Consider the following 25,005-nt stretch of genomic DNA (forward strand, 5'->3'; position numbering starts at 1 on the left):
TCAGTTCCTCGGGGGCCGGCGCAGGCCCAGACGCAGCATCGAGCGGCGCGGCTGCGCCCGCTGGGTCCGGTGCGTACGACGGATGGCCCGGCGCGCGGCACGCTGCTGGCGCGGCTTGTCGTCCCAGACTTCGGGGTGCGCGGCCAGGAAGCGCTTGGTGCGCAGCGCGAACGGGATGTGCAGGAAATAGGCCACGATGATCACCAGGATCACGACGTAGCCGTACAGGATCGACGCCGCCACCCCGATCGCCAGCAGGGCCAGCAGCGGGGCCACCATGTTGGGCGGCACCGAGAAGGTGTGGATCTTGCGCATCGGCAGCGTACTGACCACCAGCAGCGAGACCCCGATCATCCAGATCACCACGGCGGGCTCGGAGGTCCACCAGCCGTCACCGAACTGCATCTTCGCCGCGAGCGGGCCGATGGCCCCGATGGCTCCGGCGGGGGCGGGCATGCCGGTGAAGTACTTCTTCTCGTACGCGGGCTGATCGACGCTGAGCATCGCGTTGAAGCGGGCCAGCCGCAGCACGATGCACACGGCGTACAGCAACACCACGATCCAGCCGATCCGCGACGTCGACAGCAGCGTGCCGTAGACGATGAACGCCGGAGCGACACCGAAGTTCACCGCGTCGGCCAGCGAGTCGATCTCCTCGCCCATCTTCGACGTCGCGTTCAGCGCGCGCGCCAGGCGGCCGTCGAGCGCATCCAGGATCGCCGCGATCGCGAGAAACGCCATCGCCTCGGTGGGCCGCCCGTCGAGGGCGAACTTCACCGCGCTGAGTCCCAGACAGATCGCGGCGACCGTCATCGCGCTGGGCAGGATGCGCAGACTCACGACGGAGGTCTTGATGCGTGCCCTCATCGGGGCAACTCGGCCAGCACTGTTTCGCCGGCGATCGCACGCTGACCGACGCTGACGAGGAGGTTCGACCCTGCGGGCAGGTAGGTGTCCAGCCGGGAGCCGTAGCGGATCAGGCCGTAGGTATCGCCGAGGCCGACCTTGTCGCCGGGCGCGACGTCGCACACGATGCGCCGGGCGAGCAGGCCGGCGATCTGCACCGCGATGACCTCGGCGCCCTCGGGGCTGCGGATCACCACGCTGTTGCGCTCGTTGTCGGCGCTGGCCGCTTCGAGTTCGGCGGAGCCGAACAGGCCCGGCCGGTGCTTGACCGCGATCACCTCACCGGCCAGCGGGGCGCGCTGCACGTGCGCGTCGAACAGGGACAGGAATATGCTGATCCGCGGCAAAGGGATTGCCGGAAGCCCGAGTTCGGCCGGCGGCAGCTCGTCTCCGATGAGGCAGATCAGCCCGTCGGCGGGTGCGACGACGACGCCGGGGCGGGTCGGTGGCGTGCGCGGCGGATGCCGGAAGAACGCGGCATTGGCGGCTGCCGAAGCCACACCGGCGTTACGCAGCCAGCGGGTGTTGCGGCCGGCCAACGCGACCGCGAGGCTCGCGCCGACGAACGGCAGGCCCGCGGGGTGCATCGGGGGGACGGTGGTCCGAACCAGGGCCGCCAGGCGCGCTGGTCCTGTTTTGAGGTCGGGGCGTCTGGCCATCGTGCAGCCAGGCTATCGCAGGTCCCACACCTGCACGCGTGACCCTGCGGCCACTTCGGCGGTGTCCTCGTCGAGTTCGAGCAGGCAGTTGGCCGAAGCCAGCCACCGCAGATGGTGGGACGCCGGCGGTCCGTAGCCGGTGACGGTGTCGTCGGCGGGGTCGAACACACCGCGCCGGAACTGCCGCTTCCCGCGCGGCGAGGTGAGGTCCTCGGTGAGCGTCGCGGTCCGGCGGGGCCGCTCCACATCGGACAGGCCCATCGCGGCGCGCAGCGCCGGCCGCACGAAGACCTCGAAGGACACGAGCGCGCTGACGGGATTGCCGGGCAGCGTGACCGCGGGGGTGCCGTCGACCGACCCCGCGCCCTGCGGCATCCCCGGCTGCATCGCGACCTTCACGAACTCGACCGTGCTCTCGCCGCCCTGGCCCAGAGCGTCTTTGACGACCTCGTAGGCGCCGGCGCTGACCCCGCCGGTCGTCAGGATCAGGTCGGCGTTCCCGACGTGGTCGTGCAGGGTCTGCCGGAACGCGTCGACGTCGTCACCGGTCATCGGCGACGCCACCACCTCGCCGCCCGCGTCGCGCACCGCGGCGGCCAGCATGGCGCCGTTGGACTCGTAGATCTGCCCCGGCTGCAGCGGCGTGCCCGCGGTGACCAGCTCGGTGCCGGTCGAGACGACGAGCACCCGCTGGCGGGGGATCACGACCAGTTCGCGCAGCCCGAGCGCGGCTGCCAGCCCGAGCGCGGCGGGGGTGACGACCTGCCCGGCCTGCAGCACCGTCGTGCCGGCGGTGACGTCCTCACCGGCGCGCCGGATGTGCTGCCCCGGCCGCTTGCTCTCCCGGATCGTCACGGTGTCCACACCGCCGTCGGTGCTCTCGACCGGGACGATCGTCGTCGCGCCGGTGGGCAGCGGTGCGCCGGTCATGATGCGGTGGGCCGTCCCGGGCGCCAGGGTCGGGATGTCGGTGCGGCCGGCGGGGATGTCCTCGGCGACGGGGAGCCGGACCGGGGTGTCGGCGCCCGCCGTGGCGATGTCCTCGGTGAGCACCGCGTAACCGTCCATCGCGGAGTTGTCGAAACCCGGCAGGGACAGCGGGGCCGTCACGTCCTCGGCCAGCACGAGGCCGAGCGCGTCGGCGATCGCGACCGAGACCGCAGGCCGCGCGGTGATCAGACCGGCGACCACCCGCCGGTGCTCGTCGACGGAGCGCAATTCCGAGCGGGAGCGCATCAGATCCCGTATTTCACGCCGGTCAGTTCCTCCGACACCGTCCACAGTCGCTGCTGGACGGAGACGTCGTGCGACTGCTGGGTGGACTTCACCAGAACCGGGTGTCCCACGAGCTCGCGGAAGCCGGACGGACCGTAGTACTGGCCGCCCTGCACGTCGGGATCGGTCGCCGCGCGCAGCGTGCCGAGTGCGCCCACCGCCGGACTGTTGGTGACGAGCCCGGCGAGCTGTGCGAAACCGGGCAGCCCGGAACCGGGGATGTGGCGCATCAGCTCGGTGTTGGAGACGCCGGGATGGGCGGCGACCGCGATAGTGGGCGCGCCGGCGGCGCTGAGCCTGCGCTGCAGTTCGTAGGTGAACATCAGGTTCGACAGCTTGGATTGGCCGTAGGCCGCGACACGGTTGTAGGACCGCTCCCACTGCAGATCCTCGAAGTGGATGCCCGCGCGGATGTTGTGGGCGATGCTGGCGACCGTCACCACCCGTGAGCCGGGTACCTCGCGCAGGTTGTCGAGGAGCAGGCCCGTCAGGGCGAAGTGGCCGAGGTGGTTGGTGCCGAACTGCAGCTCGAACCCGTCCTCGGTGACCTGCTTGGGCGGGTACATCACGCCGGCGTTGTTGATCAGCAGGTCGATCTTCGGGTGCGCGCCGCGCAGCTGGTCGGCGGCGCTGCGGACGCTCTTCAGCGAGGACAGGTCGAGCTCCTGGACGGACACGTCGGCACCGGGATGCGCGCGGGAGATCCGGTCGGCGGCGTCCCTGCCCTTGTCGGTGTTGCGCACGGCGATCACGACCCGGGCGCCCTTCTCTGCGAGTACCTGCGCGGCCTCGTACCCGATGCCCGTGTTGGCTCCGGTGACGACGGCCACCCGGCCGGCCTGGTCGGGAACGTCGGCGGCGGTCCATTTGGAGGTCATGACACTCAACTTACGGAGGCGACGGCACGTGCGGCGACCCTGCCCGCGAACACGCAGCCGCCGACCGCGTCGCACGCTTCGCCAACACCCGGCCGGAGGCCGGTGCAATAGGCTCGGGTCGTGCACCTGGCTGAACCGGCGCACCCCCCGAGCCGGAAAGCGCCTCTCGTCTGGGCCCTGGGGGCCGCCGTGCCGTGGGTGTTCGCGGCGGTCGGCCAAGCGGTGTGGCTGGCGTTCGACGGCCGGCTCCCGTGGCTGCACGTGCTCGCCGCCGTGGCCACCGCGCTGGGCGTCGTCGTGTCGGTCGTCGTCGCGCCGCTGTGGCGGTACCGGGTGCACCGCTGGGATCTCGACGGCACCGCCGTGTACACCCGGTCCGGCTGGCTCGTACAGGAACGCCGGATCGCGCCGATCTCAAGGATCCAGACGGTCGACACCTATCGGGGGCCGCTGGACCGACTGTTCGGGCTGGCGAACGTCACCGTGACGACCGCGTCGTCGGCCGGCGCGGTGCGCATCGTCGCCCTGGACGTCGGCGTGGCCGACCAGGTGGTGGCCCGGCTGACCGACATCGCGGCCCTCGGCGCCGAGGACGCCACGTGAACCCGTGGTCGCGGCTGAGCCCCCGGATGCTTCTGGTCCACCCCGTGCACGAGGTGCTGCGCCAGATCCCGGTCCTGGTCGGGTCTCTGGTGCTGGGATCGGCGACCGGGAACCCGATCTGGACGCTGATCGGGGTGGCCCTGGTCGTCGTCTACGGTCTGGCCCGCTGGTTCACCACCACCTACCGGATCGGGAGCGAGGACGTCCAGCTGCGCACCGGGGTCTTGCGGCGCAGCGTGCTGTCGGTGCCGCGCAACAGGATTCGGTCGGTGTCGACGGACGCGCGGCTGCTGCACCGGCTGCTCGGCCTCACCGTGCTCAGGGTCAGCACAGGTAGGGAGGCCGGTGGGGACACCGTGTTCGAGCTCGACGCGGTGCCGACCGCCGAGGTCGCGCACCTGCGGGCGGTTCTGCTCGCGGACTCGCTGTCCGTGCCGGACCCGGTGGCCGCGCCGGGGCGGGTGCTGGCGCGCTGGCAGCCGTCATGGCTGCGTTACAGCCCGTTGACCTTCACGGGCCTGGTGATGATCGTCGCCGCCGCCGGGGTGGCTTCCCAGGCCGGACTGCTTCGCACGCTGGAGGATTCGCCGCTCGCGCAGACGGGCGAGGGTGTGGTGCGGGATCTCGGGGTGGTCAGGGCGGTCGGCGCAGCGGTGGTCGTCGTGCTCGTCGCCTCGGTGCTGCTGTCGGTGACGCAGTCGCTGCTCACCTACGGCAACCTCCTGCTGCGTCGCGACGGCGAGGTCATGCACCTGTCGCACGGTCTGCTGCGGGTGCGCGAGCACACGTTCGACATGCGACGGCTGCGGGGCGGCACGCTCCGGGAGCCGTTGGTGGTGCGGCTGTTCGGCGGCGCGCGACTGGACGCCGTGATGACCGGCGTGGCCGGCGCGGGCGAAGCCTCGCAGCTGCTGCCGCCGTGCCCCCGGGGCACCGCCGAGACGGTGCTGGCCGATCTCATCGGCGCCGGCGATCCGGTGACCGGGCCGCTGACCGGTCACGGACCCGCGGCGGCGCGGCGGCGATGGACGAGGGCGATGATGCTGCCGGCGGCGGCGACCATTGCCATGGCGGTGTGGGCGCTGGTCGCCGACGTCGCGCCGGGGGTGTGGGCGCTGCCCGCGGTCCTGCTCCTGGTCAGCGGAGCGCTGGCTGTCGACCGCGTGCGCGCGCTCGGGCACCGCGTGGGCGGCGGCTGGCTCGTCGCGCGCTCGGGCAGCGTGCAGCGCCGCCGTGACTGCGTGGCCGGGGCGGGCATCGTCGGGTGGACCGTGCGCCAGACACTGCTGCAGCGCCGGGCCGGTGTCGCGACGCTGATCGCCGCCTCGGCCGCCGGCGTGAAACGCTACGAACTCATCGACGTCCCTGCCGACATCGCATGGTCGATCGCGCGGACGACGACGCCCTGGGTGGGCACGACGGCATGGGCCCGCGGCTGACGGGGCCCGAGTTGCGCCCACCCGTCTGCGGTTTACTGTCGCAACATGGCTATCGGTGGAGTTCTGTTCGACATCGATGGTGTGCTGGTCACGTCGTGGACACCGATCCCGGGTGCCGCCGAGGCCCTGCAGGTGTTGGCGGACAACCAGATCGCGTGCGCGTACCTGACGAATACGACCACGCGCACGCGTGCCGAGATCGCCGACCTGCTGACCGAGGCGGGCATGGCGGTGCGCTCCGACGAGGTGATCACCGCTGCGGTGCTGACCGCGGACTACGTCCGCGACCGCTACCCCGACGCACGCTGTTTCCTGGTCAACAGTGGGCAGATCGCCGAGGACATGCCCGGCATCGACATCGTCTACTCCACGGAGTTCACCGGCTCGCGCGCACCGGAGCCACCTGATGTCGTGCTTCTCGGCGGCGCCGGCCCCGAGTACAGCCACCTGACGCTGTCGTGGGTCTACGACTGGATGGCCCAGGGCGTGCCTGTCGTGGCGATGCACCGGAGCACCGCCTGGACGACGGTGGACGGACTGCGCGTCGACACCGGCATGTACCTGATCGGGATGGAGCAGACTTCGGGCCGAAAGGCCACCGCCGTCGGCAAGCCTGCGCCCGAGGGTTTTCTGTCCTCGGCGGCCCGCCTCGGGGTGGACACCGAGGAGATGTACGTCGTCGGGGACGACCTGAACAACGATGTGCTGGCCGGGCAGGTCGTCGGGATGACGGGGGTGCTGGTGCGCACCGGGAAGTTCCGTCAGGACACCCTGGACCGTTGGGCAGCAGACGAATTCGCGATGCAGCCCAACCACGTGATCGATTCCGTCGCCGACCTTCCCCCGCTGTTGGGCCTGTAACGTCGTGGTGTGAGCACCGACGCGCACCGCAGCCGCCCCCTGCGGTTCGGGTTGACCGCAGCGCTCCCGCGCTCCGGTGCGCAGTCCCGCGAGTTCGCGCTGAGGGTCGAGGCTGCCGGTATCGACGTGCTGACCTTCGCCGACCATCTCGCGCCCACGGTGGCCCCGTTCACCGTCGCCGCGGCCGTCGCCGCGGTCACCTCCCGTCTGAACGTCGGAACGCTGGTGCTCAACAACGACTTCCGTCACCCCGTCGAGACCGCACGCGAGACCGCCTCACTGGCGACCGTGTCCGACGGCCGTTTCGAACTCGGCATCGGAGCCGGGCACATGAAGTCCGAATACGACGCCGCGGGAATACCGTTCGACGACGGAGCGACCCGGGTGTCTCGACTCGTCGAAGCGGTGACCGTGATCCGCACCCTCCTCGACGGCGAGCCGATCGACCTCCGCGGGGATCACTACCGGGTGCGAGCGGGCGCGGGGGAGATCGTCGCGACGCCACCGCACAGGGTCCCGATCCTCGTCGGCGGCAACGGGACTCGCGTGCTGGAGCTGGCGGGCCGGGTCGCCGACATCGCGGGGTTCGCAGGCATCAACCACAACCGCGACGCCACACGCGTGCGGCTCAGTCACTTCGACGGGCCCGGGCTGGCGGACCGCATCGCCGTGGTGCGGAACGCGGCGGGGGAACGGTTCCCCGAGATCGAACTCAACGCGCTGATCCAGGCGGTCGTCGTCACCGACGACAGGGCCGCTGCGGCCGCCGATCTCGGCGAGACACTGGGCGCCGACCCGGCCGTGCTGCTCAACTCGCCCTTCATGCTCGTCGGCACCCACGAGCAGATGGCCGAACAGCTGCTGGCCCGTCGGCAGGAGTTCGGAGTCAGCTACTGGACGGTGTTCGACGAATGGGCGGGCCGCCGCTCGGCGCTGCCCGATATCGCCGAGGTCATCGCCCTGCTGCGATGACTTTCCTCGCGCCACGGAGTCGAACCGTCATGACCGAAACGATGACAGTGACCACCACCGTGGACGCGCCCGCCTCCGCGGTGTTCGCGGTGCTCGCCGATCCTTCGACCCACGGCGCCATCGACGGCACCGGCTGGGTGCGCGAGGCGTTGGACGGCGAGCCGATCACCCGTGTGGGACAGATGTTCCGCATCGCCATGTATCACGACAACCACCCCGACGGGCACTATGAGATGGCGAACAAGGTCATCGCCTTTCGTCCCGATGAGGAGATCGGCTGGGAACCCGGACAGGCCGGGCCGGACGGCGACGTCGAGTTCGGTGGCTGGACCTGGCATTACGCGCTTGACCCTGCCGATACGGAGCGCACCCGGGTGACGCTGACCTACGACTGGAACGCAGTGCCCGCGCCACTGCGCGAGCACATCCAGTTCCCGCCGTTCCCCCCTGAGCATCTCGACAACTCGCTGGCCAACCTCGCCACCCTCGCGATGAAATGAGAATGCTGCGAAGGCCCTAGGCCGTGAGCTCGCGCTGCAGGACGCGCACGGCCTCGATGCGTTCCTGGAGTTGCTCGCGGGTCGCGGCGGCCACGGGCGGACCGCCGCAGCGCCGGCGCAGCTCGTTGTGGATCCAGCCGTGCGGCCGCCCGGTCCGGTGGTGGGCCAGCGAAACCAGCGTGTTCAGCTCGCTGCGCAGGTCGCGAAGTTGACCGTGCGTCGTCCTGGGCACCTGCGCGCCGGACTCGGTGCGCTTCTGCATCTGCTCATCCTGCCTGCGCCGCAACAGATCTCGCATGGAGGCGGCATCGAGCAGGCCGGGGATGCCAAGATAGTCGGCTTCCTCGTCGCTGCCCGCAGGCGTCGCGGTACCGAACGACGACCCGTCGAAGATCACCTGGTCGAGTTCGGCGTCGGCGCCGAGATATTCGACCTTGTTCTCCTCGTCGCCGGCCTCGTCGCGCTTCTGCTCGGCCAGTTCGGCGTCCAGCGGGTCGTCTTCCAGTGACTCGCGGTGCGGCTTGCCCAGCACGTGGTTGCGCTGCGCTTCCATCTCGCTGGCCAGCAGCAGCAGGTTCGGCACGGACGGCAGGAAGATGCTGGCCGTCTCGCCGGCACGCCGCGACCGGACAAAGCGCCCGATCGCCTGCGCGAAGAACAGCGGCGTCGATGCGCTCGTGGCGTACACGCCGACCGAGAGCCGCGGCACGTCCACGCCCTCGGACACCATGCGCACTGCGACCAGCCACCGTGAGGTCCCCGCCGAGAACTGCGAGATGCGGTCCGAGGCGCCCTTGTCGTCGGACAGCACCACGGTGGGCATCTCGCCGGTGATCTCCAGCAGCAGGTCGGCGTATGCGCGGGCCGAGGTCTGGTCGGTGGCGATGATCATGCCGCCGGCGTCGGGCACGTGCTGGCGCTTGCCCTGGAGTCGTTTGTCGGCCGCCGCGATGACCGCGGGCATCCACTGGCCCTTCGGATCGAGGGCCGACTTCCAGGCGCGGGCGGTCTGCTCGGCCGTCAACGGTTCGCCCAGGCGGGCCGCGTGTTCCTCACCGGCGCTGTCCCGCCAGCGGGCCTCCCCCGAGTACGCCATGAACATCACCGGCCGCACCACGCCGTCGGCGAGCGCGTCGGAGTAGCCGTAGGTGTGGTCGGCCGACGACCGCGCAAAACCGTCGGGCCCGGTCTCGTAGGTGACGAACGGGATCGCGCTGTCGTCGCTGCGGAAGGGCGTCCCGGTCAGCGCGAGGCGCCGTGTCGCGTCGTCGAACGCTTCGCGGATCGCGTCGCCCCAGCTCTTGGCGTCACCGCCGTGGTGGATCTCGTCGAACACCACGAGCGTCCTGCGGTTCTCGGTCCGCACCCGGTGCCGCGTCGGATGGCTGGCCACCTGCGCGTAGGTCACCACGACGCCGTGGTACTCCGAGGACGTCTGGGAGTTCGAGTTCGAGAACTTCGGGTCCAGCGCGATGCCGTGCCGGGCGGCGGCCTGGGCCCACTGGATCTTGAGGTGCTCGGTCGGCACCACGATCGTGACGGTGTCGACGGTGCCTTCGGCGAGCAGCTCGGAGACGATGCGCAGCGCGAAGGTGGTCTTGCCCGCCCCGGGGGTCGCGACAGCGAGGAAATCGCGGGGCTTGGCGGTCAGGTACTTGACGAGGGCTCGTCGCTGCCAGCTGCGCAGCGCCTGGGTGCCGGGCACTCCGGCTGAGCCGGACACAGGCTCGGCCTCAGCCTGCACCCACGACTCCTCCCAGCCCGTTGACGGTCACCGACGGCATGACCGGAATGCAGTCTAGGGCAGCGGGTTCCGCGATCGCATCTTCGCGGCGTGTCCGGGTGCGGCGTGTCTGTGCGCTCATTCGACGAAGTGGTTGTCGTTCTTGACGAACCACTCGTGGCGTTCGTCGTCGCTCAGGTCGCCCAGCTGCGCCAATCCCTCGAAGTAGTGCTCCCGGGGCGCTCCCGGGGCGAACAGCATCAGGATCGAGACGGGGTCGTCGGCCTCGTTGCGGAAGCCGTGGACGCCGCCCGGCGGGACGTAGAGGAAGTCCCCGGCGTTGCCGTCCACCCAGTCGGTGCCGTTGTAGAGCGACAACGTGCCCGACAGAACGTAGAACGCCTCGGACATGCCGCGGTGGAAGTGTGGGCCGGGGCCGCCGCCCCGCGGGGCGATCCGGACCCGGTACAGGCCGTAATCGCCGCCGGTGTCCTGCTGATTGGCCAGGTAGTGGTACTGGACGTGCCCGAATGCGTCGTAGTCGGGCGGCTCGCCGTCGCGTTTGAGCCAGGCGCTGACCTCGGGTTCGTCGGCGGTGTAGCGGGGCGGGGGATAGGGCGGCACGACCAGCGACATGCCGCCCAGTCTGCCCGCCTCAGACGCTGCTGGGGACCGGGAACGCCACCTTCGTCAACTCTTCGGAGACCTCCCACAGCCGGCGCTGCAGCCCCACGTCGTAGGACTGCGCACTCGAGGCGACCACGACCGGGTTGCCCCGCTGCTGGCCGATGCCGTCGGGTCCGTAGTACTGCCCGCCGAGCACGCCCGGATCCGTCGCGGCGCGCAGCGTCGGCAGGGCGCCCCGGTCGGCGGTCTGGGCGAACAGCACCGGCGCGGCGGCCAGGAAGGCGCGCTCCACCGGGCGCGGCAGATTGCGGGCCAGCTCGGTGGTCGAGGTGCCCGGATGGGCGGCGACGGCGATCGTCGCACCGCGCGGCGCGAGCCGGCGCTGGAGTTCGTAGGTGAACAGCAGGTTGGCCAGCTTGGACTGGGTGTAGGCGCCCATGCGGTTGTAGCTGCGTTCCCACTGCAGGTCGTCCCAGTGCATCGCGCCGCCCATCTTGTGGCCGTTGCTGCTGACGGTCACGATCCGCGAACCCGGCACATCGAGGATCCTGTCCAGCAGCAGCCCGGTCAGCGCGAAGTGCCCCAGGTGGTTGGTGCCGAACTGCAGCTCGAACCCGTCGGCGGTGGTGCCCTTCGGCGTGGTCATGACGCCGGCGTTGTTGATGAGCAGATCGATCCGCTCGAACCGGCCCTTCAGCGCCTCGGCCGCGCTGCGGATGGAGGCCAGGGACGTCAGATCCAGCTCCTGGACCTCGACGTCGCCACCGATGCGGGACGCGGCCTGCGCGCCCTTCTCGGCGTTGCGGACGGCGATCACGACGCGGGCGCCCTTCTCGGCCAGCGCCTTGGCGGTCTCGAAACCCAGCCCGGTGTTGGCGCCGGTGATGACGGCGGTCCGCCCGGTCTGGTCGGGGATGTCGGCGGTCGTCCAGTTGGTCATGTCGGTCTCCTGGTCCTCGTACACTGGGGAAGCGGGGCGATCGCCCCGGTTGTTGTCGACTATACGGAACGCGCGCCCCGGTTCGTGTTCGCCAGGAGGGGAATCGTGACCCGACCGCTGCGCGCCGACGCCGCGCGTAACCGGGCGCGGGTCCTGCAGGTCGCCTACGACACCTTCGCCGCCGACGGGCTCACCGTTCCGATCGACGAGATCGCGCGGCGGGCCGGCGTCGGCGCCGGGACGGTGTACCGCCATTTCCCGACCAAGGAGGCCCTGTTCGTCGCGGTGGTCGAGGACCGGCTGCGCAAGGTCGTCGAGCATGCCCGGTCGCTGCTGGAGACCGAGGGGCCCGGACGGGCGCTGTCGGTGTTCCTGCACGACATGGTGCGCAACGGCGCAACCGATCACGGTCTGGTCGACGCCCTCGTCGGCTACGGGATCGACCTGGAGACCGCGGCACCCGGCGCCGAGCGCGAGTTCCTGGCCATGCTCGGCGAGCTGCTGGCCGCCGCCCAGCGTGCGGGTACCGTCCGCGACGACGTCGACGTCGCGACGATCAAGGCGCTGCTGGTGGTCTGCAAGGTCCCCCAGGTCTACGGCGGCGCCGTCTCAGAACGGGTGGCGCGGGTGATCGAGGACGGACTGCGGGCCCGGTGAGGCAACCCCGGGCGGGGCTATCGAACCTTGCACTCGCCCTGGTCGAGTGCTAAGAATGCAGTTGGCACTCGCGACCAGTGAGTGCTAGGTCGGACCGGTGAGATCGGGGCCGCATCTGCGAGCACAGCCCCGGTCGTCCGTCGCGGGCACTGACTCCGACCACGAGACGTGCATCCCCAATCCCGGAGGAAACACTTCGCAATGGCCAAGACAATTGCGTATGACGAAGAGGCCCGTCGCGGCCTCGAGCGGGGCCTCAACAGCCTCGCCGACGCGGTAAAGGTGACGTTGGGCCCCAAGGGTCGCAACGTCGTCCTGGAGAAGAAGTGGGGCGCCCCCACGATCACCAACGATGGTGTGTCCATCGCCAAGGAGATCGAGCTGGAGGACCCGTACGAGAAGATCGGCGCTGAGCTGGTCAAAGAGGTCGCCAAGAAGACCGACGACGTCGCAGGCGACGGCACCACCACCGCCACCGTGCTCGCCCAGGCGCTGGTCCGCGAGGGCCTGCGCAACGTGGCCGCCGGCGCCAACCCGCTCGGCCTCAAGCGTGGCATCGAGAAGGCTGTCGAGGCCGTCACCCAGGGTCTGCTGAAGTCGGCCAAGGAGGTCGAGACCAAGGAGCAGATCGCCGCCACCGCCGCGATCTCCGCCGGCGACACCCAGATCGGCGAGCTCATCGCCGAGGCCATGGACAAGGTCGGCAACGAGGGTGTCATCACCGTCGAGGAGAGCAACACCTTCGGCCTGCAGCTGGAGCTCACCGAGGGCATGCGCTTCGACAAGGGCTACATCTCGGGCTACTTCGTGACCGACGCCGAGCGCCAGGAAGCCGTCCTGGAGGATCCCTACATCCTGCTGGTCAGCTCCAAGGTGTCGACCGTCAAGGACCTGCTGCCGCTGCTGGAGAAGGTCATCCAGGCCGGCAAGCCGCTGCTGATCATCGCTGAGGACGTCGAGGGCGAGGCCCTGTCGACCCTGGTGGTCAACAAGATCCGCGGCACCTTCAAGTCCGTCGCCGTCAAGGCTCCGGGCTTCGGTGACCGCCGCAAGGCGATGCTGCAGGACATGGCGATCCTCACCGGTGGCCAGGTCGTCAGCGAAGAGGTCGGACTCTCCCTGGAGACCGCCGACATCTCGCTGCTGGGTCAGGCCCGCAAGGTCGTCGTGACCAAGGACGAGACCACCATCGTCGAGGGCGCCGGTGACTCCGACGCCATCGCCGGCCGGGTGTCTCAGATCCGCGCCGAGATCGAGAACAGCGACTCCGACTACGACCGCGAGAAGCTGCAGGAGCGCCTGGCCAAGCTGGCCGGTGGCGTTGCCGTCATCAAGGCCGGCGCTGCCACCGAGGTGGAGCTCAAGGAGCGCAAGCACCGCATCGAGGACGCCGTCCGCAATGCGAAGGCTGCCGTCGAAGAGGGCATCGTCGCCGGTGGCGGCGTGGCTCTGCTGCAGTCGGCTCCGGTGCTCGAGTCGCTGGACCTCAAGGGTGACGAGGCCACCGGCGCCAACATCGTCCGCGTGGCGCTGTCGGCTCCGCTCAAGCAGATCGCCTTCAACGGTGGTCTGGAGCCCGGTGTCGTCGCCGAGAAGGTCTCCAACCTGCCCGCGGGTCACGGCCTCAACGCCGCGACCGGCGAGTACGAGGACCTGCTCAAGGCCGGCGTCGCCGACCCGGTGAAGGTGACCCGCTCGGCGCTGCAGAACGCAGCCTCGATCGCGGCGCTGTTCCTCACCACCGAGGCCGTCGTCGCCGACAAGCCGGAGAAGGCCGCCGCACCTGCGGGCGACCCGACCGGTGGCATGGGCGGTATGGACTTCTAAGTCCCTGTACGAAGAGGCCCCGGCTCGCTTGGCGAGCCGGGGCTTTTCGTCATCCCCAATGTGGGCTTTATGCACAGGATCACGTCGGAAAGCGTGCAGGAAGCCCACATTCGTCGGACGCCGTGGCGACGGTGTCCGCAGGGAATCTTTCCTGGGAAGCGTCGCGGTCCGTGACGGCGACCTGACCCGCCGCGGATCGGCGCGGGAATACCGGGCGATCTGACACAACACCCACAGTCTACGACGCGTCAGAGTGACTGCAGCGGCGTGGGTTTGAGTGCCAGTGTCGCGATGACGCTGATGATCGCCGTCGTGACCAGGTAGCCGCACGCGAGCCACGGCGTGCCTCCGGCCGCACCGATCAGCGCTGTCAGGATCAGCGGTGTCAGGCCCGAGGCGTACACACCGGACAGCTGGTAGACCGTCGACAGCCCGGTGTAGCGGATGCGTGCCGGGAAGAGCGACGCATACAGCGTGCCCTGCGCCCCGTAGAACAGGGCGTGGACGACGCCGAACACCACGACCATCGCGAGCGCGTACAGCGCGATGTCCCTCGTGCCGAACAGCGCGAACACCGGGAACACCGCGACCGCGTAGGCGGCGATGCCGATCGTGTAGATGCGTTGTGGGCCATAGCGATCTGCGAGCAGACCCGACACCGGGATCAACGCCGCCATCACCAGCGCGGCGGCGGTGACGGTCACCAGGACCGGCACCTTCCCCAGCGCCAGGGTGCCGGTCGCGTAGGAGATCGCGAAGACACCCCAGGTGTTGAACGCCGCGCCTTCACCCCACCGCGAGAGCATGCCCAGCACCGTCGATCGGAGTGCCGGCGGGCGGAACACCTCGCGCAGCGGTACGGCCGCCCGGTCGTCGCTGTCGCGGACCTTCTCGAACGCCGGTGTCTCGCTGGCTTTGAGCCGCACCACCACGCCGAAGATCACCAGCACGATGCTGAACAGGAAAGCGATGCGCCACCCGTAGGTCAGGAACGCGTCGTCGGGCAGGACGATCTGCAGGAGCGCGAAAACGCCTGTGCCCAGCGCGAGTCCGAGTGCGAGCCCCACCTGCGGGATGCTGCCGAACAAGCCACGCCTGCGCGGCGGGCCGTGTTCGACCGCCAACAGGACCGCACCTGCCCACTCGCCGCCCAGTGCGAACCCCTGCACGATGCGCAGCAGCAGCAACAGGATCGGGGCCAGTACGCCGATCTGCGCGGCGGTCGGCAGCACGCCCATCAGTGCGGTCGCCCCGCCCATCAACAGCATCGTCAGCGCGAGTGTCCGTTTGCGGCCGATGCGGTCACCGACGTGGCCGAAGACGAACCCGCCGATCGGGCGCACCAGGAAGCCGACCGCGAACGTCGCGAAAGACAGGAGCGTGCCGACGAAGGTGCTCTGGTCCGGAAAGAACGCCCGGTTGAAGACGAGGCTCGCCGCGGTGGCGTAGAGGAAGAAGTCGTACCACTCGATCGTGGTGCCGACGAGGCTCGCCCACAGCGCCGTGCGGGCCTGCGGGGTCGCCGTCTGCTGGTCGCTCGCCTCGTCCGGCGCGTTCGTCACGGTCACGGGAATCAATCAGGCCGATTCACAAGCCTTCTGGCAACAGTTGCGATCGGCGTGGATGAAACTGCGGCTCTCGTCGGTTCACATCTGGCATGACCACGTTAACAGCGAGGATGACTGCGATCGGCGCGTTCGCCGCCGACTCCCTGGATGAGAGCCTGCGGGACGTCACGGTCGACGTCCCCGAACTGCGTGCGCGAGACGTGCTGGTGCGCGTGCTCGCCGTGTCGGTCAACCCGGCCGACTGGAAGGTGCGTCAGGGACTTCAGCCCTCCGACGAGCCCACGATCCTCGGCTACGACGCCGCGGGCGTCGTCGAGGCCGTCGGGCCGGAGGTGACGACGCTGCACGTGGGCGACGAGGTCTGGTACGCCGGCGACGCCACCCGGCCCGGAAGCAACGCCGAATTGCAGGCCGTCGACGAGCGCATCGTGTCCCGCAAGCCGGCCTCGCTGTCGTTCGCCGACGCGGCGGCGCTGCCGTTGACGACCATCACGGCGTGGGAATCGCTGTTCGACCGGTTCGGCCTGACCCGCGAGTCGACGGGTGACCTGCTGGTGCTCGGCGCCGCGGGCGGCGTCGGCTCGATCATGATCCAGCTGGCCAAGGCGCTGACCGGGATGCGGGTGATCGCCACCGCCAGTCGGGACGAGTCCCGCGAATGGGCCCAGCGGATGGGCGCGGACCTCGTCGTCGATCACCATCACCTTCGGGAGCAGACGCTGGCGGCCGTCCCCGATGGTGTCGACTACCTGTTCTCCCCGCATTCGAAGGACAACATCGACGACTACGCAGCGATCGTGAAGCCCTTCGGGCACATCGCCGCGATCGACGAACCCCCCGGCCTGGACCTGTTACCGCTCAAGGCGAAAAGCATTGCGTGGCACTGGGAGCTGATGTTCACCCGGCCGCGGTTCGAAACCCCCGACATGATCGAACAGCAGCGTCTCCTGGCCGCTACCGCCGAGCTGGTCGATCAAGGCACGCTGCGCACCACCGTCACCAAGACGATCGACGACTTCTCCGCGGCCGGTCTGCGCGAGGCCCACCGCGACGTGGAGTCCGGCCACATGGTGGGGAAGGTCGTCATCACACGCTGAGGCGTGGAGGTCACCCGCCGAGGGGCACGCAGTCGTCGCCGCAGCCCGAGGCGGTCGGTGTGCCCGGGCTCGCAGGCCGGTGCAGCACCGCGCCGGTCGGCCGGACCGCGAGCGTGGCGGACACCTCGGCGCGACCGTCCACGATGAGCGTGTACCCGCCGGGTGTGCGGGGTGGCCACACCAAGGTCACGTCGGGGTGCGCCGTGGCGTTCCTGCGCGTGCTGTTGCCGACCGATCCGACGTGCAGCACCCCGTCGGTGAGGACCGGCTCGACAGCGACGGTGTGCGCGCGGTAGTCGTCACCGACGGTGACCAGGTACGCGAACGGGAAGTCGGCGAGTGCCTCGGACAGCGTGTCGAGATCGACCTTGATGCTCATGGCGTCATCTTCGCCGACCCCGGGGCCTGCCGGGAACAAGAACGGCGAGCCGCGTAGTTTCGCAACACATGGGCCTGCCGACACCGTCACCGACCACCACCGCCGTCGTCACCGGAGCCTCGTCCGGCATCGGCGCCGATCTGGCCCGGGAGCTGGCCGCACGTGGCCACGGGCTGACGCTCGTCGCGCGGCGCGAGAACCGTCTGCGCGAGCTCGCCGACGAGCTGTCCCGCACGGTGCGCGTGGAGGTCATCGCGTGCGACGTCGCCGACGCCGCTGCGCGGGCCGAGCTGCTCCCGGAGGTGGAGCGGCGGGGCCTGACCGTGGACGTGCTGATCAACAACGCCGGCATCGGCACCATCGGCCCGGTCGCCGAATCGACGCCCGAGGCCGAGATCGCCCAGGTGCGGGTGAACGTGGAGGCGGTCATCGACCTCACCACCCGCGCCGTGGGGCAGATGGTTCCCCGCGGACGGGGCGCGATCCTCAACGTGGGCTCCACCGCGGGCTTTCAGCCGTTCCCCGGCCAGTCGGGATACGCCGGCACCAAGGCGTTCGTGCGTGCCTACACCGACGGGCTGCGCGGCGAGCTCGCGGGCACCGGGGTCACCGTGGCCGCGCTGCATCCCGGGCCGGTGCGCACCGAGTTCCTCGAGAGCGCCGGCATGGACGAGCGGACCTTCGCCGCGGCCTTCCCGAAGTTCATGTGGGTCGAATCGCGCGCGGTGGCCAGGAAGGGCATCGACGCGCTGGCCAACGACCGCGGCAGCGTGATCCCGGGTCTGCAGAACGAGATCCCGGCGCGCATCTTCGAGTTCCTACCGCGCCGGCTGCTGCTCCCGCTGCTGAAGAACCAGCATCCCGCGCTGCGCCGGTCGAGCTAGGCCTGCGGCCAGGCCCGCATCCAGCCTTCGACGGGCAGATCCAACCCGTTGCACAGCGTGCAGATCGTGCGATACCAGCCGACCGCGATCAGCAGCTCCATCCGCTGCTCATCGGAAAGCCTGTTGCCCAACGCGTTCCAGGTCGATGTCGTCCACGTGCCGCTGCGCTCCAGCTCGTCGACCGCCGCGATCAACACCCGCTCGTCGTCCGACCATGCGGTGTCGGCGCCGGTGACCAGCGCGTCGCACTCGTCCTCGGACACCCCGGCGATCGGACCCCAGAAGGCCGCCTGACCACCCCACTCGTACGCACAGCCCAGCAGCGCGCAGATCCGCAGGATCGCGATCGTGCGTACCCGCGGCGGAAGTTTCGTGTCGAGGTAGAGGGCCTCTCCGAGAGTGCGCAGCTTCGCTGCCAGCGCGGGGTGACGCTGCAGGCAGCGCACCAGTAGCAGCGGTTCGTAGGTGCGGTCGGGATGGCCCCAGCTGTTGATGCCGGCGGCATCCTGCTCGCTCCACGGGGGAGCAAGCGGCGCAACGCGACTCACGCGGTCGGTGCGGGACGGCGGCCCCGGATCAGCACACCCGGGCGGGCGTCGGTCGGCACCCCGTTCTCGGCGATGACCTCGCCGGACACGATCGTCGCGACGTAACCGTCGGCGGTCTGGTCCAGGCGGCGCCCGCCGGCGGGCAGATCCGCCACGACGGTGGGCTTGTGCAGCCGCAGCGCGACGGGGTCGATGACGTTCAGATCGGCCTTGTAGCCCTGCGCGATCCGTCCCCGGTCGGCGAGACCGGCGACCCGCGCCGGCACCGACGTCAGCTCTCGGATCACGTCGGCGACCGACAGCCGTCCCGACGGCCTGTCGCGCACCCAGTGCGTCAGCATGTAGGTCGGAAAGCTTGCGTCGCAGATCATCCCGTAATGGGCGCCACCGTCGCCGAGGCCCAGCACGACGTCATCGCGGCGGATGAGCTCTGCGACAGTGTCGAGGCTGCCGTCGCGGAAATTGGCCAGCGTGACCAGCAGCATGGCATGCCCGTCGTCGTCGAGGAGGCGGTCGTAGGCCTCTTCGAGCGGACTGACGCCGCGGGCCCGCGCCCGCGCCCCGATCGAATCCTGCGGCGACGGTTCGTAGTTCGGCGGATCCCCGAGTGGGAACATGTAGTCCCATGCCTGCGCGGCGAACATCAGCGGGTGCCCGTCGGATGCCGGTGCGTCGTTCAGGATGCGTTCCCGCACCTCGGGTTTGCGCATCTCGGCGACCTTCTGGGCCAGCGGTAGCGCGGCGATCTCCCGGTACGACGGATACATGACGAACGGGTTGCCCGACAGGTCCAGACCGAGCACGAGCCCGATCGGCCGCGGGAAGATCTGTCCGGTGACGTCGCCTCCGTTCTCGTTGGCCTTCTCCACCATGCGCAGCGCGTCGAGGTGGATCGGCGGGCCGGCGTTGCCGATCGCCAAGGTGAACGTGACCGGCAGGCCCACGTCGGAGGCGACGTCGAAGACCGCCTTCAGCGCCCCCTCGTAGTCGCCGGCCATCAGATCGGGAACGAACTGCAACAGCCCGCCGCCCGCGTCGTCGACCCCGCGGGCGATGGCCTCGATCTCTGCGTACTCCGCCTCGTAACTCGGAATCGGTTGCCCGCCTGCCGTCTTGTGCAGGGTGAGTCGAGACGAGGCGAAGCCCAGGGCCCCGGCGCTGACGGCCTCCTCGGCGAGCTTGCGCATCAGGGCCAGGTCCTCGGCGGTCGGCGGCTCGCGGTCGACACCGCGCCGGCCCATCACGTAGACCCGCAGCGGGGAGTGCGGCAGGAACGCCGCGACATCGATGTCCCGCCTCCCGGCATCCAGGGCGTCGAGGAACTCGGGGAACGTCTCCCAGTGCCACGGCAGGCCGTCGACCATCACGACGCCGGGGATGTCCTCGACGCCGGCCATCACGTCGACGAGCACGTCGTGGTCGGCGGGCCGGCACGGCGCGAACCCCACGCCGCAGTTCCCCATGATCGCGGTCGTGACCCCATGGGCCGACGACGGTGTCAGACGGTCCGACCAGATCGCCTGACCGTCGTAGTGGGTGTGCAGGTCGACGAATCCCGGCGTGACGAGCAGGCCGGTCGCGTCGATCTCGCGGACGGCTGCGCCGTCGACCTGACCCACCGCCGCGATCACGCCGTCGCGCACGGCGACATCTCCGGTGACCGGTTCGCCGCCCAGTCCGTCGACGAGGGTTCCTCCGCGAATGATGAGGTCATATGTCATTCCCCGAATGTACGGTGATCCCGTGATCGACCACTTCGGAATCAACTGTGCGGACTGGGAGAAGTCGAAGGCCTTCTACGACAAGGTCCTCGGCGTGCTGGGGTACACCCGGCAGATGGATTTCGGGGTTGCCGTCGGCTACGGCACCGAAGGCAAACCGGACTTCTGGATCGCCGACATGAACGCCGGCGACGCGGCGGGCCCGAACCGGGAGGCGCACTTCGCCTTCCAGGCCGCCGGCGCCGAGGCTGTGCAGGCGTTCCACGACGCCGCCCTGGAGGCGGGCGGGGAATCGCTGCATGCGCCACGGCTGTGGCCCGAGTATCACGACAACTACTACGGCGCGTTCGTGCGCGACCCGGACGGCAACAACGTCGAGGCCGTGTTCCACGGCGGCGGTCCCCGGGACTGACCGCTGCCTCCGGCGTAGCTTGGCGGCATGGCTGACATCGATTCCGCCCGCGAGGTCCTGCGCGATTCCTTCACGCGATTGATCGAGCACGCAGACGACCTCACCGAGAACCTCACCGACGACGTCGCCTACTTTCGGCCCGCCCCGGAGGCCAACACGATCACGTGGCTGCTGTGGCACACCGCGCGGATGCAGGATGCCCAGGTGTGCGACCTCGCCGGCGTCGAGCAGGTGTGGTTCCGGGACGGCTGGGTGGACCGGTTCGGTCTGGACCTGCCGCGCGACGCGCACGGCTACGGCCACTCTCCCGAGGACGTTGCGAAGGTGCGGGCATCGCGGGATCTGCTCGCCGGGTACTACCACGCTGTCCACCGGGCGACGCTGGAGTACGTCGCGTCGGTGTCCGCCGCCGAGCTGGCCCGGGTGATCGACCAGCGGTGGACCCCGCCGGTGACGGCGAGCGCCCGGTTGGTCAGCGTCGTCGACGACGCCGCCCAGCACCTCGGCCAGGCGGCGTATGTCCGAGGGCTCGTCAGCTGAACGCGGCGATCCGGTGGTGGCCGCTGGCCGGTCTGGCCGGCATGGTCGCGCTCGGGGTCGCGGTCGGGAAGGGCTCCACACCGATTGACGACTGGTTCCAGGATCTGGGGGACGAGCATCGATCGCTCGGCCTGCTCCTGGTATTCACCGACGGGCGTGTCATCCTCGCGCTGTGCGCGATCGTCACCGCGGTCGCACTGGCGCAGCGACGGTGGAACCTCGCGGCGGCCACGGTCGTCACACCGTTTCTCGCGGTGATGGCGGCGCGGCTGGCCAAGCGGTCGTTCGGCCGCCTGAAAGAGGGCGGAATCTGCTATCCGAGCGGGCACACCACGCTGGCGGTCGTCGTGATCGCGATGGCGGTCCTGCTGGTCGGGGTGGCCACGTGGGCGGCGGCCGTCGCGGCCGGCGTCCTCGTGCTCGCGATACTCGGTCAGGCGGTGTCCTACCACTACTTCACCGACGCCATCGGGGCCCTGTTCCTCGGCAGCGCTTTCGTCTGCCTGGCCGTTTGGCTGGCAAAACTTGACAGGTGTCAACCCGGGGGCGATCCAGATCACACCCGGGGCTAGCATGGAGGCATGACAGCGACGTCCGACGTGCAAGCAGACAACACGTTCACCGGCACCGGAACCATCAAGAACCCGGCCACCGGCGCCGTCGCCGGCACGGTGCACTGGACCGATCCGGCCGACGTACCCCAGGTGGCGGCCGGCCTGCGCGCCGCGCAGAAGGAGTGGGAGGCCCGCGGTCCCAAGGGCCGCGCCAAGGTCTTGGCCCGCTACGCGATCTGGCTCGGCGACCACCGCGCCGAGATCGAGGACCTGCTGATCGCCGAGACCGGCAAGTCGGCGGTGGACGCCGCCCAGGAGGTGCCGCTGATCCTGATGATCACCTCCTACTACGTCCGCACGATGGAGAAGGCCCTGGCTCCCGAGTCGCGGCCGGCGGCGCTGCCGTTCCTGTCCATCAAGAAGATCACCGTGCACTACCGGCCCCGCCCGGTCGTCGGCATCATCGCGCCGTGGAACTACCCGGTCGCCAATGCGCTGATGGACGCGATCGGCGCCCTGGCTGCCGGCTGCGCGGTTCTGCTCAAGCCCTCGGAGCGCACTCCGCTGACCGCCGAGCTGCTGCTGCGCGGCTGGCTGGAATCGGGCGGCCCGGACGTGCTGGCCCTGGCCCAGGGTGCACGGGCGGTGTCCGAGGCCGTCATCGACAACTCCGACTACATCCAGTTCACCGGGTCGAGCGCGACCGGCGCGAAGGTGATGGAGCGGGCCGCGCGCAGGCTCACCCCGGTCAGCCTGGAGCTCGGCGGCAAAGACCCGATGATCGTGCTGGAGGATGCCGACGTCGAGCTGGCCGCGCACGCCGCGGTGTGGGGCGCGATGTTCAACGCCGGCCAGACGTGCGTCTCCGTCGAGCGCGTCTACGTCCTGGAGCAGGTGTACGACCAGTTCGTCGACGCCGTTGTGCGTGACGTGCAGAAGCTGAAGGTGGGTGCCGGTGACGGCAACGCCTTCGGTGCGTTGATCGACGACAGCCAGGTCGCCGTCACCGAGGGCCACGTCCAGGACGCACTGGACAAGGGGGCGCGCGCACTGACCGGCGGCAAGCGCGGCGCAGGGTCGGGCAGCTTCTACGAGCCGACCGTGCTCGTCGATGTGGACCACTCGATGCAGTGCATGACCGAGGAGACGTTCGGGCCGACGCTGCCGATCATGAAGGTCTCGTCGGCCGAAGAGGCGGTGCGCCTGGCCAACGACAGCCCGTACGGGTTGTCCGCCGCGGTGTTCTCGAAGGATCTGGAGCGCGCGGAATCCGTTGCGGTGCAGCTGGATTGCGGCGGGGTGAACATCAACGACGTGATCTCCAACCTGATGTGCACCACCGCCCCGATGGGTGGATGGAAGACCTCGGGGATCGGCGCGCGGTTCGGCGGGCCCGAGGGGCTGCGCAAGTACTGCCGGATCGAGACGGTGGTCGGCCCGCGCACCAACATCGGAGCGGGCGGCAACTACTACAACAACTCGCCCCGTGCGCTGAAGCGGATGAACACGATGATGACCAAGCTGGCGCTGATCCGGCCCAAGCGCGTGGCCAAGTAGCGCGCCACCGGGCGTTCACCCGGGCGTCACCGCCCGGTACGCAGGGCTGGATAGCTTCGGCCGGTGACCCTGGACCTGTCTGCCCCCGACGGCCGCTACACCGTCCTCGACGACGATGACGACGACCCGGTTCTGCTGATCCAGCCCGGCGGCACCGTCGTCGACACGTGGCGGGAGAACTACCCGTACGACGAGCGCATGCCGCGCCCGGAGTACGAGGAACAGAAGCGTCTGCTGCAGATCGAGCTGTTGAAGCTGCAGAAGTGGAGCCAGGCGCACGGGCATCGCCACGTCATCGTCTTCGAGGGACGCGACGCCGCGGGCAAGGGCGGCACCATCAAGCGGTTCATGGAACACCTCAACCCGCGGGGTGCGCGGGTGGTGGCGCTGGAGAAGCCGACGGAGAAGGAGCGCACGCAGTGGTACTTCCAGCGCTACGTGAACCACCTTCCGTCGGCCGGGGAGATGGTGCTGTTCGACCGGTCCTGGTACAACCGGGCCGGCGTGGAGCGGGTCATGGGATTCTGCACGGCCAAGCAGCACGCCGAGTTCATCCGGCAGGTCCCGCTGTTCGAGCAGATGCTGGTCAACGACGGGGTCAGCCTGACCAAGCTGTGGTTCTCGGTCACGCAGTCCGAACAGCGCACACGCTTCACGATCCGGCAGGTCGATCCCGTGCGGCAGTGGAAGCTCTCGCCCACCGATCTCGCGTCGCTGGACAAATGGGACGACTACACCGAGGCCAAAGAGGACATGTTCGCGTGGACGGACACCGAGACGGCGCCGTGGATGGCGGTCAAGAGCAACGACAAGAAGCGCGCCCGCATCAACGCCATGCGCTACGTGCTGAGTAAGTTCGACTACGACAACAAGGACCTCGACGTGGTCGGCCGCCCCGACCCGCTCATCGTGGGACGCGCACTCGCCGACTGACCCGGTGTCCACGGCGCCGCCCCCGCGGTGACATCTCGCCGGAGACAGGAGGACGCGTCCGTGCGGTTTCTCGCCACGCTGCTGTTGTGGCTTCTCACCACGGTCGCGCTGGCCGTCGCGGTCCCGGCGGTGTGGGCGCAGTCGCACCTCGTCTCCGAGGACGGCTACGCCGCGATGGCGACGTCGGCGGCCAGGGACAGCAGGTTGCAGGATGCGATGTCGGCCGAGCTGACGACGCAGGTGGTGGCGCTCGGCGAGGACAACGGGTACACCCTCAACCCCGAACTCGTGCGCACGGTGGCCGACTCCTACACCCGCAACGACGGGTTCCCCGGCCAGTTCGCCCAGGCCAACCGCATCGCCCACCGGTGGATGTTCACCGGCGCCGTCCCCAGCGGCAACTCGACCGATCAGTGGCTCATCGACGTCGCCCCGATGCTGTCGGACCCGTCGTTCACCGCGACGCTGGGCACCCTGGATCTGCAGGTGCCCCCGACACTGACGGTGCCGATCACCGTCGACTCGCCCGAGCTGCAGCCCGGCACGTTGCGCTGGCTCGCCACCTGGGGGCCGTGGGCGAGCATCGGCGCGGCCGTCGTCACGGCGATGTTCGCACTGCTCACCCTGGCCGCATCGCGGTCTCGGGCCAAAGGTCTTACCGCACTGGGAGTTTCGGCGCTTCTGGTGGGGGCCGCCGGCTGGGCGGCGATCGAGGTCGGCAACCGCTTCGTCGACACCGGGCTCAACCAGACGACCGGGGACATCCGCACGGTGGCCGAGGTGATGGTCGACACCGCGAAAGACAGCCTGCACCAATGGCTCAACTACACGCTGCTCGCCGGTGGCGGGCTCATCGTCCTCGGTGTGGTCGCCGCGGTGGTCGGCGGTGTGCTGCGCCGATCCTCGGAGACGTCGTCGCCCGCACCGACCACCCGCTTCTGAACC

The 25,005-nt window shown here is 69.8% G+C and carries 26 protein-coding genes; 15 read left to right on the plus strand and 11 right to left on the minus strand.

What is annotated here, in order from left to right; all coding sequences use genetic code 11:
• From pssA to FHR72_RS04110, 4 genes are read right to left on the minus strand one after another with little or no spacing between them, the layout of a single operon-like run.
• On the minus strand, nt 1–867 hold the full coding sequence (gene pssA / locus FHR72_RS04095; protein WP_183466669.1) for a CDP-diacylglycerol--serine O-phosphatidyltransferase: 867 nt from the start codon (nt 865–867) through the stop codon (nt 1–3).
• Nucleotides 864–1,565: a phosphatidylserine decarboxylase gene (locus FHR72_RS04100; protein ID WP_183466670.1), complete on the minus strand. Its 702-nt coding sequence runs from the start codon at nt 1,563–1,565 to the stop codon at nt 864–866. Before FHR72_RS04100 ends, pssA begins: the two co-directional genes overlap by 4 nt.
• Before the next feature lie 12 nt (nt 1,566–1,577).
• Nucleotides 1,578–2,783 carry a molybdopterin molybdotransferase MoeA gene (gene moeA / locus FHR72_RS04105; protein WP_183467218.1) on the minus strand — a complete coding sequence of 402 codons (1,206 nt, stop codon included), beginning with the start codon at nt 2,781–2,783 and terminating at the stop codon, nt 1,578–1,580.
• A 17-nt stretch (nt 2,784–2,800) separates the two neighbouring features.
• On the minus strand, nt 2,801–3,718 hold the full coding sequence (locus FHR72_RS04110) for an SDR family NAD(P)-dependent oxidoreductase (RefSeq protein WP_183466671.1): 918 nt from the start codon (nt 3,716–3,718) through the stop codon (nt 2,801–2,803).
• A 120-nt stretch (nt 3,719–3,838) separates the two neighbouring features.
• Between FHR72_RS04110 and FHR72_RS04115 the strand changes: the two genes are divergently transcribed.
• Genes FHR72_RS04115 through FHR72_RS04135 form a run of 5 tightly spaced genes read left to right on the plus strand, consistent with a single transcriptional unit; the run spans nt 3,839 to nt 8,093 of the window.
• Nucleotides 3,839–4,321, plus strand: coding sequence for a PH domain-containing protein (locus FHR72_RS04115; protein WP_183466672.1), 483 nt, complete (start codon nt 3,839–3,841; stop codon nt 4,319–4,321).
• A gap of 26 nt (nt 4,322–4,347) precedes the next feature.
• On the plus strand, nt 4,348–5,760 hold the full coding sequence (locus FHR72_RS04120; RefSeq protein WP_183467219.1) for a PH domain-containing protein: 1,413 nt from the start codon (nt 4,348–4,350) through the stop codon (nt 5,758–5,760).
• A gap of 45 nt (nt 5,761–5,805) precedes the next feature.
• On the plus strand, nt 5,806–6,621 hold the full coding sequence (locus FHR72_RS04125) for an HAD-IIA family hydrolase (protein WP_183466673.1): 816 nt from the start codon (nt 5,806–5,808) through the stop codon (nt 6,619–6,621).
• A gap of 9 nt (nt 6,622–6,630) precedes the next feature.
• The gene (locus FHR72_RS04130) at nt 6,631–7,593 is read left to right on the plus strand and encodes a TIGR03621 family F420-dependent LLM class oxidoreductase (RefSeq protein WP_183466674.1); all 963 of its coding nucleotides are present in this window, start codon (nt 6,631–6,633) and stop codon (nt 7,591–7,593) included.
• Nucleotides 7,594–7,622: 29 nt separating this feature from the next.
• Entirely contained in the window at nt 7,623–8,093 is a 471-nt protein-coding gene (locus FHR72_RS04135; protein ID WP_260155813.1) for an SRPBCC family protein, read from the plus strand.
• Nucleotides 8,094–8,109: 16 nt separating this feature from the next.
• Here FHR72_RS04135 and FHR72_RS04140 read toward each other — a convergent pair whose 3' ends face one another.
• The 3 genes from FHR72_RS04140 to FHR72_RS04150 form a co-directional block, all read right to left on the minus strand.
• Nucleotides 8,110–9,837 carry a DEAD/DEAH box helicase gene (locus FHR72_RS04140; RefSeq protein WP_183466676.1) on the minus strand — a complete coding sequence of 576 codons (1,728 nt, stop codon included), beginning with the start codon at nt 9,835–9,837 and terminating at the stop codon, nt 8,110–8,112.
• Between the two features lie 117 nt (nt 9,838–9,954).
• The gene (locus FHR72_RS04145) at nt 9,955–10,452 is read right to left on the minus strand and encodes a cupin domain-containing protein (RefSeq protein ID WP_183466677.1); all 498 of its coding nucleotides are present in this window, start codon (nt 10,450–10,452) and stop codon (nt 9,955–9,957) included.
• A gap of 19 nt (nt 10,453–10,471) precedes the next feature.
• Entirely contained in the window at nt 10,472–11,383 is a 912-nt protein-coding gene (locus FHR72_RS04150; protein ID WP_183466678.1) for an SDR family NAD(P)-dependent oxidoreductase, read from the minus strand.
• 105 nt (nt 11,384–11,488) lie between these two features.
• Between FHR72_RS04150 and FHR72_RS04155 the strand changes: the two genes are divergently transcribed.
• Nucleotides 11,489–12,040, plus strand: a complete 552-nt coding sequence (locus FHR72_RS04155) for a TetR/AcrR family transcriptional regulator (protein ID WP_183466679.1) — start codon at nt 11,489–11,491, stop codon at nt 12,038–12,040.
• 201 nt (nt 12,041–12,241) lie between these two features.
• Nucleotides 12,242–13,867: a chaperonin GroEL gene (gene groL, locus FHR72_RS04160; RefSeq protein WP_183466680.1), complete on the plus strand. Its 1,626-nt coding sequence runs from the start codon at nt 12,242–12,244 to the stop codon at nt 13,865–13,867.
• 248 nt (nt 13,868–14,115) lie between these two features.
• On the opposite strand, the gene FHR72_RS04165 is transcribed toward groL, so the two are convergent.
• On the minus strand, nt 14,116–15,435 hold the full coding sequence (locus FHR72_RS04165; protein WP_183466681.1) for an MFS transporter: 1,320 nt from the start codon (nt 15,433–15,435) through the stop codon (nt 14,116–14,118).
• A gap of 110 nt (nt 15,436–15,545) precedes the next feature.
• On the opposite strand from FHR72_RS04165, the gene FHR72_RS04170 reads away from it, so the two are divergent.
• The gene (locus FHR72_RS04170) at nt 15,546–16,532 is read left to right on the plus strand and encodes a zinc-binding alcohol dehydrogenase family protein (RefSeq protein WP_183466682.1); all 987 of its coding nucleotides are present in this window, start codon (nt 15,546–15,548) and stop codon (nt 16,530–16,532) included.
• A gap of 10 nt (nt 16,533–16,542) precedes the next feature.
• On the opposite strand, the gene FHR72_RS04175 is transcribed toward FHR72_RS04170, so the two are convergent.
• Nucleotides 16,543–16,911 carry a pyridoxamine 5'-phosphate oxidase family protein gene (locus FHR72_RS04175; protein ID WP_183466683.1) on the minus strand — a complete coding sequence of 123 codons (369 nt, stop codon included), beginning with the start codon at nt 16,909–16,911 and terminating at the stop codon, nt 16,543–16,545.
• A gap of 68 nt (nt 16,912–16,979) precedes the next feature.
• On the opposite strand from FHR72_RS04175, the gene FHR72_RS04180 reads away from it, so the two are divergent.
• The gene (locus FHR72_RS04180; RefSeq protein WP_183466684.1) at nt 16,980–17,795 is read left to right on the plus strand and encodes an SDR family NAD(P)-dependent oxidoreductase; all 816 of its coding nucleotides are present in this window, start codon (nt 16,980–16,982) and stop codon (nt 17,793–17,795) included.
• On the opposite strand, the gene FHR72_RS04185 is transcribed toward FHR72_RS04180, so the two are convergent.
• Both FHR72_RS04185 and FHR72_RS04190 read right to left on the minus strand, forming a co-directional pair.
• The gene (locus FHR72_RS04185; protein WP_183466685.1) at nt 17,792–18,343 is read right to left on the minus strand and encodes a carboxymuconolactone decarboxylase family protein; all 552 of its coding nucleotides are present in this window, start codon (nt 18,341–18,343) and stop codon (nt 17,792–17,794) included. The two genes, FHR72_RS04180 and FHR72_RS04185, sit on opposite strands and share 4 nt — an antisense overlap.
• Nucleotides 18,340–20,064: an N-acyl-D-amino-acid deacylase family protein gene (locus FHR72_RS04190; RefSeq protein ID WP_183466686.1), complete on the minus strand. Its 1,725-nt coding sequence runs from the start codon at nt 20,062–20,064 to the stop codon at nt 18,340–18,342. The genes FHR72_RS04185 and FHR72_RS04190 overlap by 4 nt, the downstream gene beginning before the upstream one ends.
• A 22-nt stretch (nt 20,065–20,086) precedes the next feature.
• On the opposite strand from FHR72_RS04190, the gene FHR72_RS04195 reads away from it, so the two are divergent.
• From FHR72_RS04195 to FHR72_RS04220, 6 genes are all read left to right on the plus strand, one after another.
• Nucleotides 20,087–20,476 carry a VOC family protein gene (locus FHR72_RS04195; protein ID WP_183466687.1) on the plus strand — a complete coding sequence of 130 codons (390 nt, stop codon included), beginning with the start codon at nt 20,087–20,089 and terminating at the stop codon, nt 20,474–20,476.
• A gap of 27 nt (nt 20,477–20,503) precedes the next feature.
• On the plus strand, nt 20,504–21,016 hold the full coding sequence (locus tag FHR72_RS04200; protein ID WP_183466688.1) for a mycothiol transferase: 513 nt from the start codon (nt 20,504–20,506) through the stop codon (nt 21,014–21,016).
• Nucleotides 21,017–21,057: 41 nt separating this feature from the next.
• A complete protein-coding gene (locus FHR72_RS04205; protein WP_221193053.1) occupies nt 21,058–21,588 on the plus strand; it encodes a phosphatase PAP2 family protein in 531 nt (176 codons plus the stop codon).
• A gap of 9 nt (nt 21,589–21,597) precedes the next feature.
• A complete protein-coding gene (locus tag FHR72_RS04210) occupies nt 21,598–23,127 on the plus strand; it encodes an aldehyde dehydrogenase family protein (RefSeq protein ID WP_183466689.1) in 1,530 nt (509 codons plus the stop codon).
• Nucleotides 23,128–23,190: 63 nt separating this feature from the next.
• Nucleotides 23,191–24,060, plus strand: a complete 870-nt coding sequence (gene ppk2 / locus FHR72_RS04215) for a polyphosphate kinase 2 (protein WP_183466690.1) — start codon at nt 23,191–23,193, stop codon at nt 24,058–24,060.
• A 60-nt stretch (nt 24,061–24,120) separates the two neighbouring features.
• Nucleotides 24,121–25,002, plus strand: a complete 882-nt coding sequence (locus tag FHR72_RS04220) for a hypothetical protein (RefSeq protein WP_183466691.1) — start codon at nt 24,121–24,123, stop codon at nt 25,000–25,002.
• The last annotated feature ends 3 nt before the right edge of the window (nt 25,003–25,005 follow it).

The organism is Mycolicibacterium iranicum (genome assembly GCF_014190915.1).
Taxonomy (GTDB): Bacteria; Actinomycetota; Actinomycetes; order Mycobacteriales; family Mycobacteriaceae; genus Mycobacterium; species Mycobacterium iranicum_B.